Below are 9,746 nucleotides of genomic sequence, written 5' to 3'. Positions count from 1 at the left end.
CATGCCGCACATCCACCTCGAGGTGAGCGACCTCGATGCCGCCCTGGTCGACGACCTCGACTGGGGCGGCACGATCCTCACGATCGGCGGGCACGAGCAGTCTCACGTCAATCCCGCCGATCCGCGAGAGATCCGCTACGAGTACTTGAGGCGCATCGCGAACGTTCTCGACGAAGGATTCGAGACGGGCGCGCCGATCAGCATTCTCCACCTCGGCGCGGGTGCGCTCACACTCGCGCGGTACGTGCAGGCCACGCGCCCGGGAAGCATGCAGCTCGCGGTCGACATCGAACCCCGCCTCGTCACGTTCGTGCTCGAGAACCTGCCTCTTCCAGCGGGCACGCGCCTCGAGCACCGCGTGGGCGATGCCCTCGCACAGGCGCGCGCACTCTCGCAGGAGCACGCGGGCTCCGCCTCCGCCTCCAGCGGCGAGGTCCGACGGTTCCACGCCGCCGTCCTCGATGTATTCAGCGGGAAGGAGACCGCGCCTCACCTCGCAACGGCAACCTTTTGTGGCGCCGCGCTCGACGTGCTCGACGCGGAAGCTGAGGATCCGGGAGTGCTCCTCGTCAATATCGGCGACGACGAGCCCCAACGCTTCCTCGACGCGCAGGCGCGAGAGCTTCACGCCGCGTGCGCTGAGCGGGATTACCCCGAGCCGTGGATCCTCACTGATGCTCACGTCGCGCACTCCCGTGCGACGGGCAACTCGATTCTCGTGGCAGGCCCCCTCACGGCTCGCGAGGATTTTATGCAGATTGCCTCGCGCGTGCGGGCGTTGGGGCCCCATCCCGCCGTCGTGGAGCCGTGGCGCGACGTCCTCGGCGGTTAGCTCCGCCGCGCTTTACAGGAAGCCAATGAGCGTGAGCGATGCGAAGGCGCCCGCGCCGATCGCGATCGTCATGCCCGCGATGATCGCGGCCCACCCCACGAGAGTCATCCGGTCATAGCTGCGCGCACGCTCCCCCAGACCGCGTTTTCCGGTGCGAATATCGACATCGTGCTCATCCGGGCTCGGCGGCACGAGCGAAACCGCGGGGGGCATCCGTCGTTCGGGCGGATCGAATGGCGCCTCGACGTCATCCACTTCTTCGATAATCGCGGCGCTTGGGGGACGCTGCGGCACGGGCGACGGCACGGGCTCAACGGAGGGCGGTTCCCCCTCGTACGGATCGAAATCTTCCGGAATATCCGGCATGAGGTCCACAATTTCAAGCCGGGAACCGTCGGAAAGAAGAGCCGGGGAACCGGGCTCCACGCTCGGGAGCTGCGCGAGGGCCTCCCGCGCGCTCGGGCGCTCGGCGGGGTCGCTCGCAAGCATTGCGGCGAGGACCCGGGCGAATTCGGGCGAGAGACCTTCGGGAATTGTCGTATCGCTTAGCGCGGTGGGGCCGGCGAGCGTGAACAGCACAGACGCACCAAGCGCGTAGACGTCGGCCGCGGGTGTAGCGACGGCACCGGCGGCGACCTCGGGCGCGAAGAAAGCTTCCACGGTCGCGGTGTCCACGACCGGGAAATCTGGCGCTTCGACCTCCGGCATCGCTGCGCTCACGCCCGCGAGCACAGCGAATACGGGTGGGCGATCTTCCCGGCACATGATCGTCGTGGCACTCACGCGGCGATGCACCCACCCCGCCTCATGCATCGTTGCGAGCGCCTCGAGGATTTGCCTCGCGATCATGAGTGCCGCTGATTCGCCGAGCGTCCCCCTGAGGCTCACAACTTCGGCGAGGGTGCCACCTGACACGAGCGGCATTGCCACGAGCGCCTCGGACTCATCCATCGCATACGGGGAAAGAAGATGCGGGTGGGCGAAAGCCCCGTCGGAATCTTCGAGTATCCGCCTCGCCGAGACCAACTGCCCGTCACCGAGAACCTTGAGCGCACACTGATCCTCGCGTTCGCAGTCCCACGCACGCCAGACCTCGCCCGTGCGTGAGCGCTCGACCAGGTCGATCCGCACGAAACGCTTGCCGTAGGCGTTCATGGACCTAGATCAGCACACGCCGACGCATCTTTCAACTTCTGTAGCGTTTCAGTGTTGACATTCGCATTTTGTGGCCAGCCTTGCACATATGAATATGCAGGCTAAGTTCGCAGGCATTCTCCTCCGGGGGCATGGCCATGAAGGCCTCAACGCGCGGGCTATGAAGCAACGAGCAATGGCAGCGCGTAACAGTCACCAAGTATTCCTAAGGGTCTTCACGTAAGACGGCACCCGAGCCCAAAGAAGCTGAGGAATGTTCTGGCCAACATTCGAGCTTGCGTTCGACGCTGGGGCCACATGACCCACGGCGTTCAACTGGCTTGCTCACGGCTCACAGCCGCCCGAGGCAGGTAACTCTAGCCAGCTTTCGTCAGCTTCCTCTAAGTTCTCCCAACGGCTCACCTGGAAGGAGGGCTAGAGCCTTGCCGTGCCCCAAGCACCACGCACGCGTGACCATCGTCACACAGCGGTGTATGATCCGAGATGACCCAAGAGGAGGTGATTTCAATGACGATTCAACTTTCCCAAAAGACGCCTCGCCTACACCAAGGCGCATACGGACAAACGCACTGCAGCTCACACTGCTCCAGCCCCAACTCCAATCTCGCCATGAGCGAAGGGAAAACTAGCGAGGGGCGGACGTCATGACGACTTCCACCATCAAGACCGCGCTTTGGGCCGTGTATCAGTTGTGGAAATACTCGCCGGCGGTCCTGATGTTCTATCTGATTTTCGTGATCGTCGACAGTCTCGGCCCTGCGCTGATGGTGATCGCGGTTGAAAACCTCGTACACGAGGCCACTACGAGGGAATCACACTCCCAACTGTCTGGAGCTATTGTCGCGGCGGGGCTCGTATTCGGGCTGAACTCCAGCGTTCGGTCTGTCGCGATGACTCTCAGTCAAATCTTGAGCCGAAAAACCCGGGCGGGCATGGAGTATGAGTTCGCGAAAGCAATGTCCCGTGTACCGGCAGACCAGCTCATGGGAGACTCGCTCACTACCCGAGCAAGAACCGCGAGCGAAGCCATTGCAACGGCGGCATCCTTCCATGGAACCTATGTGATCAATTCGTTCCGCGCAGTCGCCACCATGGCATTTTTGGTCCTCGCCTTGGCTCCTTACAGTGTCATTTCGGCGTTGGTCATCGTGCTGGCTACGATTCCTACGCTCATCGCTTTTACACTGGTCGCCAAAATCGAAGGCCGAACCTGGCCCTTGGTTTCTCACGAAGTAAAGTTCGGAAGCTACGCCCTCAATCAGTTGGTTTACGAAAAGCCAGCTTTCGAGCTGTCGGCACTTGGGACCGGCTTCAAATTAGCTCGCGTCGTTAAGCAGCGGTCTTTCAAAGCCGCACAGCTCTTTGTCTCAGCGATGTCGAAGTCCACTATCCTTATCGTTCTGGGTGGTTTTTTTGCGACTGGCCTCTTGATCTTTGCTTTATTCACACTCGCCTCTGATAGTGGTCTCGGTGCAGGGGTTCTTGCTGCCGGAGTGGTGGCACTGATTTCGAGCATGTCAGCTACGTCTGATGCCTCATACACTCTGGGCAGTGTTGTGTCAGGCACCCCGATTGTCGATGCCTATAGACGGTTTACTAATGAGTTTCAAGGTGAGGCCGGGGAAGCTTCCTCGTCAGACGCCGATACACCTAGACCAGATATACAAAGTCTTCACGTGCGTTCCGTTTCCTATAGCTATCCCCATGGCGAGACTAAAGCACTTGATAACATTTCACTGTCTGCGGAGAAGGGTCAACTCATCGGTATCGTCGGCGTGAACGGCGCAGGCAAAACAACGCTGGTACGTATCATCATGGGTCTCTTTAATCCCAGTGTTGGCGACGTTCTGATTAACGGCGAACCGATCGACTATTTCAACGACGCCTCGCGCACCAGCCTTTTTGGATTACTGTCGCAAGAGTTTGGGCGATACGAACTCACAGTGAGGGAGTCCTTGCTTCTCGGGACAAGAAGAGACTATGTCTGCGACAGTGAGCTTTGGGACGCGCTCGATGCGGCCAGACTAAGGAAAGCTGTCGAGAACCTACCGGATAAGCTAGATTCCCAACTGGGCGAGCAGTTCGGCGGGGTCGGACTCTCTGGCGGCCAATGGCAGCGACTTGCGTTGGCGCGGATAGTCTTGCGCAATGCTCCAGTGTGGATTCTTGATGAACCTACAAGCGCCATCGATGCAGAGAGTGAGAGGGCAATCTTCGATGACCTTGCATCCGGAATCACGAAGAAAGATCGTATAACCATCGTCGTATCCCATCGTGCAGCCACATTACGTTCTATGGACCAAATCTATGTCATCGAAGAAGGGCAACTGATTCAATCAGGCACCTACTTAGAGCTGCTGGAATCGCCAGGTCGGTTTCGCGAAATTTTTCGTGAAGAAGAATAGGACACGCATCGTTGCGAACCATGTATCGATTTCTACATGCATGAAACGAATGAGGGATGAGACTACCCCAACGAGGAGCAAAATTTTGAAATCATTGACTCGTAAAAGCGAGCAAGTCATCTTCTGATATCCACCGACTACAACGTGGATCAAACTCCCTAGCGTAGAAGTTCCACCCGTCCGGGCGGGACGCTTCGTGTTCGCTTCGCGAAGGACTGTTCCCTCACGAGTGAAAGCCTGCTGTTTTCGAAAATCGACGCAGCCCGAGAGCTCAAGATCCCGTCACTCCTCCAGACTCCTAGTCAACGGATTTGCCTCGCGACCATGACTGCCGCTGATTCGCCGAGCGTCCCCTTGAGACTCACAGCTTCGGCGAGCCTGCCACCTGACACGGGCGGCTTTGCCCCGCACGCCAGACCTCGGTCGTGCGTGAGCGCTCGACTGGGTCGATCCGCACGAAACTCTTGCTCTGCGCGCTCACACTCCCCCCTGCCCACGCGTTCGCACGCGTCCTAAGAGGGTCTGGAAGTCCTCAAGGCGACGCTCCCACCACGACTCGGGCTTCACGCGTTCCCACAGCTCATCAAGTTCGGGCACGAGATGCCACACATGAAAGTCGGCTCCCGAATCAGCGGGCGGCTGCGCAGGATCCGTAAAGATCCGTGCGACGACCTCGCCCGTGCGATCGCAGTGGAACTCGACGCCCGTCACGGGCCCGAGCTGCTCCTTTTCAGCCGCCTCGAGCGCGAATGCCCACGCGGGTTCGAGGTGTGCGGCAAGCTCAGGCATCGAGGCGAGCGGGGCAGGCAGATCGCGGTGAGCGACCCATACGCCACCGATGTCAAGAACCGCCTCCACGCGGCACATCTGCTCGCCGTCGTCGCTCGCGGCACTCATATACACGAGGTTGCGGATGGCATCCACGGGCGTCATTGGTGACACGTACTCTCCGAGCGGCCCGGCAAGATCGGCGGGCAAGGCGCGGCGGAGCATCGAATGTTCAGCGTCCGCCGCCTCGTGGGCGCTCAGCGACACGTCCCCTCCTCCGGTTCTATTCACGTACGTTCGAGGCTACTGTGCCATGTCCTTGAAGCGCGAGTAGTGACCCTCGAACGCGACGGGAATCGTCTTGGTCGCGCCGTTGCGGTGCTTCGCAACGATGAGATCGGCCTCGCCCGCGCGCGCCGATTCCTTCTCGTAGTAGTCCTCGCGGTGGATGAGCACGATGAGGTCGGCATCCTGCTCGATCGAGCCCGATTCGCGAAGGTCGCTCATCATCGGTTTCTTGTCGGTGCGCTGCTCATTACCGCGGTTCAGCTGCGAAATGGCGATCACGGGCACCTCAATCTCCTTCGCGAGAAGCTTCAGGGCACGCGAGAACTCGGAAACCTCCTGCTGACGGGACTCTACGCGTTTACCCGAGCTCATGAGCTGCAGATAATCGATCACGACGAGTTTGAGATCGGCCTTTTGCTTGAGGCGGCGGCACTTCGCGCGGATCTCCATGAGTGTCATGTTCGCCGAATCGTCGATGAACATGGGCGCGTCCATGAAGCGCGTCGTCGCGCGCGCGAGGCGCTCCCAGTCCTGATCGTCGACCGTGCCGTCGCGGAGGCGGCTCATCGGCACCTGCGCCTCGGCCGCCATGATGCGCATCATGATCTCCTGGCGGTCCATCTCGAGAGAGAAAATGACCGACGCCATCCCGTTGTGGATTGCCGCGCTCCTCAGCACGTCCATGCCGAGCGTGGTCTTACCCATCGCAGGGCGGCCCGCGAAGATGATCATCTGACCGGGATGCAGGCCCTGCGTGAGCTCATCGAACTCCGCGAAACCCGTGGGCACGCCATTGACCTGACCGCCGCGCGACTGGAGCATCTCGATGAAGTCCATCGTCGGCTCAATCACTTCGGAAAGCTTCACGTAGTCCTCGGACTTCGTGCGGTCCGTTACCGAGTACACCTGCGCCTGCGCCTCGTTGACGGCGGCATCAACCTCGCCGCCATCCGCGGCGAAACCAAGCTGCACGATGCGCGTGCCAGCCTCGACGAGCCTACGGAGCGTGGCCCGCTCCGCGACGATCTCGGCATAGAACCCCGCGTTGGCAGCCGTCGGAACCGCATCAATCAAATCGGCGAGGTACGGGGCTCCACCGACTTTCTCGAGGTTGCCCTTCTCACGCAGCGCATCGGCGACCGTCACGAAGTCGGCCGGCTCCCCGCGACCGTAAAGGTCGATGATCGCCTCGTAAATGAGTTCGTGCGCGGGGCGGTAAAAGTCGTTGCTGCGGAGCTTCTCGACGACGTCGGCGATCGCATCCTTCGACAGCATCATGCCGCCAAGAACGCCCTGCTCAGCACCTAGATCCTGCGGCGGGAGGCGGTCCATTCCCTGATCGGGACCCGGCTCCAAAAGGGCGCTCGACATACGACCTCCTCAAGTCTCGGTGTGACTGCCCCCGAGGCGGGGCGTGAATGCCCCAGAATCCTATCGCGAGGTGCTACTCGGCGACGAGGTCTTGCACATCGGGGTTCTTCTCGAGCCAGCCCTGAACGTAGGGGCACACGGGGCGAACCTTCACGCCGTGACGGCGCGCATGTTCGAATGCCGCGGCGGTCACCTCGCCGGCGATGCCTCGCCCGCGAAACTCCGGATCCGTCACGACATGCGTGGCGACGAAAATGGCGCCATCATTCTCGCGGTCGTATTCGAGGTACCCCGCTTCCACGCCACCTTCCGTGGCAATGAAGCGCTGCTGGTCAGAAAAATGAGTCACGGTAGCCATGCCTTAAGTGTCGCAGGAGCGCGCGGGTCGCAACAGGCTTTTGGCTATTTTGGCCGGAGATCTCGAGGCATGGGCAGGGCTCGCTTGGCTCATGCGGGTCCGACGCTTGTTGGGCGACCGTCGGACCCATCCGCTTTCACCGCGGCGCCTCTCTCCTTTTCGCTCCTTGCCTCTTCCTCCATCGCCGCCGTACATCCCCCTTTCCTCCCCCCCCCCTCACAGTTACCGTGGTGCACCTCACTCTGCTGTTTTTCGGGCTAGGTTTATCCACACTCGTATCCCCGGTTTTGGTGTGCGGTGTTTCTTGGGGAGGGGTTTTGCGTGACGATCGGTGCTCCACAATCCGTTTTTATCCACAAGCATTTCGGGTTTTCCACATGCAGGAATTCTGTGGTTGCTGGTTTTCCACATTCTCTGGGCTGGTAGCAGGGTCCGTTTCGGGGCGGGCGAGTTTAAATGTCTCACCCTTCTTTTAAGCTCGAGACATCAATGAACAATACGAACTCTGGTCGCAAGAAGTTCAGTGTTAAGGGGAAGGGGGAATTCAGGAGCTATGAGTGCACCAACACTCGACCACACTGCCACTGCCGTTGATGCGATCAGCATGGATGGCGCTACTGCTGCTGCGGTTGGCGCTGCGGGGTCCACTGGCATCGTTTCCCCCACGACTGATTCACCCAATGCTCTGCCCATCTCTCTCGAACTCGTTGATTCCGGTGCTCCCACCCGCACGGACGTGCTGAATGTGCTGCTTTCCCGTTCTGAGGGTTGGCAGGCTTCGCTTGCAGGCATGCTGGAAGCCTTCCCCACCGCTCCTGCGACATCTTCGTCTAGGGTTTCTCGCGGTGAGACGATGGCGCATCCGGTGACGACGCCCGCGCGTGTTCTTGATGGGCAGGATTTGCTGACGCGTCTGGATGTGTTGGAGTCACTCACGCGGATCGCGGAACTGACTGAAGCGGTCAAAGCGCATATTCTTTGCGAGCTTGATGAGACCGACGGCATCGGCCACCTCAACGGCAAAGAGATCGCTGCAAGCAACGCAGTGAAGTCTGAAAGCACCAAGCCGAGCGAACACTCACCTGAGGTTACCCTCGTTTAGTGGACACCCTATTAGTGCGGATCTTGTGTCCGTAGGAGAGGATGTTCATTGTGAGTCAACAGCGCAAGAAGTACACGCCGGAGTATCGGCGTGAAGCCGCGAACCTGGTAATAGAGTCGCGGCGTCCGATTGCTCATGTGGCTAAGAAGATTGGTGTGTCCGCCGGGCTTTTAGGCCGGTGGGTCAAACTCGAGCGTGAGCGCCGAGGAGCATCAGATGGGATGAGCGAGGCTGATCTTCGTGCTGAGAATGCTCGTCTTCGTCGGGAGCTGGCTGAAGCCAAGATGGATAACGAGTTTTTGTCAAAAGCGACAGCCTTCTTCGCTGCGAAGCAACGCGAGCAGAAAAGTTCGAATTGATGCAGCAGGAGAAGGCGAACTACAGCATCAAGCGCATGGCACGGCTTTTAAAAGTGTCTCGGTCTGGATACTACAAATGGGCCCATACGCAGCAGAAGCGACTATCGGGCGAAGATGATCGTGCAGCATTTTACGATGATGTTGACCGCAAGATTCACCGGATTTGGAAAGACTCCGATGAGGTTTATGGTGCGCCGCGGATCACCGCAGAACTTGCCGAGCGCTACCACATTGCGCTTAACCGTAAGACTGTGGCTAAACGGATGTGCATGATGGGGATTGAGGGGATTTCACCGCGGGCCTTTGTCCCGGTGACAACGATTCAAGCTAAGCGTAAGTCCACGCTTCCTGACCTGGTCAAGCGCATGTTTGATACTGGTGAGCTCAACCGGGTGTGGATGTCAGATATTACCTACTTGCGCACCGGTGAAGGCTGGTTGTACTTGTGCGCGGTCCGCGATGGCCATTCCCGCCGGGTGCTGGGCTGGGCTATGGATAGCGTTCAAGATACTTCCCTGGTCGAGCGAGCCCTGCGGATGGCGCACACGTTGCGTGGTGACGTTCCTGATGGGCTGGTGTTTCACGCTGACCGCGGAGCTCAATTCACTAGCGAGCAGCTCTGGGAGGTTTGCCGCAGCCTGAGCATTGCTCAGTCCGTGGGGCGTACTGGTGTGTGCTTCGATAACGCGATGGCTGAGTCGTTCTGGTCGACGCTTAAAACCGAGTTCTACGACCGTAAGCGCTGGACGACCCGTGATGCTGCACGCAAGGCCGTTGCCTACTGGATTGAAGTCGTCTACAACCGTCGACGCCGACATTCCGCACTCGGTATGGTCAGCCCCGTCGACTTTGAGAACCAAATTGGTCTAATCACTAGCAGAAAAGAAATAGCTGCCTAACCACTAGGTAGCTCCACTACGTGTCCACGATTTGCGGGTAACCCCAAACAGCCTGCGCGATGCCACAAGTCCCCACGCCCAACAACTAGACCACCCAATCGCGCGAGAGTTGGAGCGTTCCCCACACGCCGGGAAAACACACTGGCGAAACTTCACCACAAACGCACTCCTCTCACTCGACCCTGCGACTGCGCTGGAGCGAGAAAAGA

At 59.7% G+C, this 9,746-nt stretch carries 8 protein-coding genes; 4 read left to right on the top strand and 4 right to left on the bottom strand.

What is annotated here, in order from left to right:
- The first annotated feature begins 1 nt into the window (after position 1).
- Positions 2 to 832 carry a spermidine synthase gene (locus HMPREF1484_RS03760; protein ID WP_016663693.1) on the top strand — a complete coding sequence of 277 codons (831 nt, stop codon included), beginning with the start codon at positions 2 to 4 and terminating at the stop codon, positions 830 to 832.
- A 12-nt stretch (positions 833 to 844) separates the two neighbouring features.
- Here the strand turns inward: HMPREF1484_RS03760 and HMPREF1484_RS03755 are convergent, their stop codons facing one another.
- Positions 845 to 1,987 (bottom strand): protein kinase, encoded by a 1,143-nt coding sequence (locus tag HMPREF1484_RS03755; protein WP_016663692.1) that lies wholly within the window; start codon positions 1,985 to 1,987, stop codon positions 845 to 847.
- A 644-nt stretch (positions 1,988 to 2,631) separates the two neighbouring features.
- Here HMPREF1484_RS03755 and HMPREF1484_RS03750 point away from each other — a divergent pair.
- Entirely contained in the window at positions 2,632 to 4,392 is a 1,761-nt protein-coding gene (locus tag HMPREF1484_RS03750) for an ABC transporter ATP-binding protein (RefSeq protein ID WP_016663691.1), read from the top strand.
- 477 nt (positions 4,393 to 4,869) lie between these two features.
- Here HMPREF1484_RS03750 and HMPREF1484_RS03745 read toward each other — a convergent pair whose 3' ends face one another.
- From HMPREF1484_RS03745 to HMPREF1484_RS03735, 3 genes are all read right to left on the bottom strand, one after another.
- On the bottom strand, positions 4,870 to 5,427 hold the full coding sequence (locus HMPREF1484_RS03745) for a hypothetical protein (protein ID WP_016663690.1): 558 nt from the start codon (positions 5,425 to 5,427) through the stop codon (positions 4,870 to 4,872).
- A 36-nt stretch (positions 5,428 to 5,463) separates the two neighbouring features.
- On the bottom strand, positions 5,464 to 6,819 hold the full coding sequence (gene dnaB, locus HMPREF1484_RS03740) for a replicative DNA helicase (RefSeq protein WP_016663689.1): 1,356 nt from the start codon (positions 6,817 to 6,819) through the stop codon (positions 5,464 to 5,466).
- Between the two features lie 73 nt (positions 6,820 to 6,892).
- Positions 6,893 to 7,177: a GNAT family N-acetyltransferase gene (locus HMPREF1484_RS03735; protein ID WP_040386431.1), complete on the bottom strand. Its 285-nt coding sequence runs from the start codon at positions 7,175 to 7,177 to the stop codon at positions 6,893 to 6,895.
- Positions 7,178 to 7,730: 553 nt separating this feature from the next.
- On the opposite strand from HMPREF1484_RS03735, the gene HMPREF1484_RS03730 reads away from it, so the two are divergent.
- Positions 7,731 to 8,279 (top strand): hypothetical protein, encoded by a 549-nt coding sequence (locus HMPREF1484_RS03730; protein WP_016663687.1) that lies wholly within the window; start codon positions 7,731 to 7,733, stop codon positions 8,277 to 8,279.
- 41 nt (positions 8,280 to 8,320) lie between these two features.
- Positions 8,321 to 9,537, top strand: a protein-coding gene (locus HMPREF1484_RS03720; RefSeq protein WP_096883315.1) for an IS3 family transposase whose coding sequence is annotated in 2 segments (ribosomal slippage) — positions 8,321 to 8,582 and positions 8,582 to 9,537 — 1,218 coding nt in all. Because the reading frame shifts where the segments join, the coding sequence is not laid out codon by codon here.
- Positions 9,538 to 9,746: the final 209 nt, after the last annotated feature.

It is taken from the genome of Dermabacter sp. HFH0086, assembly GCF_000413375.1.
Taxonomy (GTDB): Bacteria; Actinomycetota; Actinomycetes; order Actinomycetales; family Dermabacteraceae; genus Dermabacter; species Dermabacter hominis.
The sequence above is the reverse complement of the archived record's forward strand: the minus strand, read 5'-3'. Positions and strand labels throughout refer to the sequence as shown.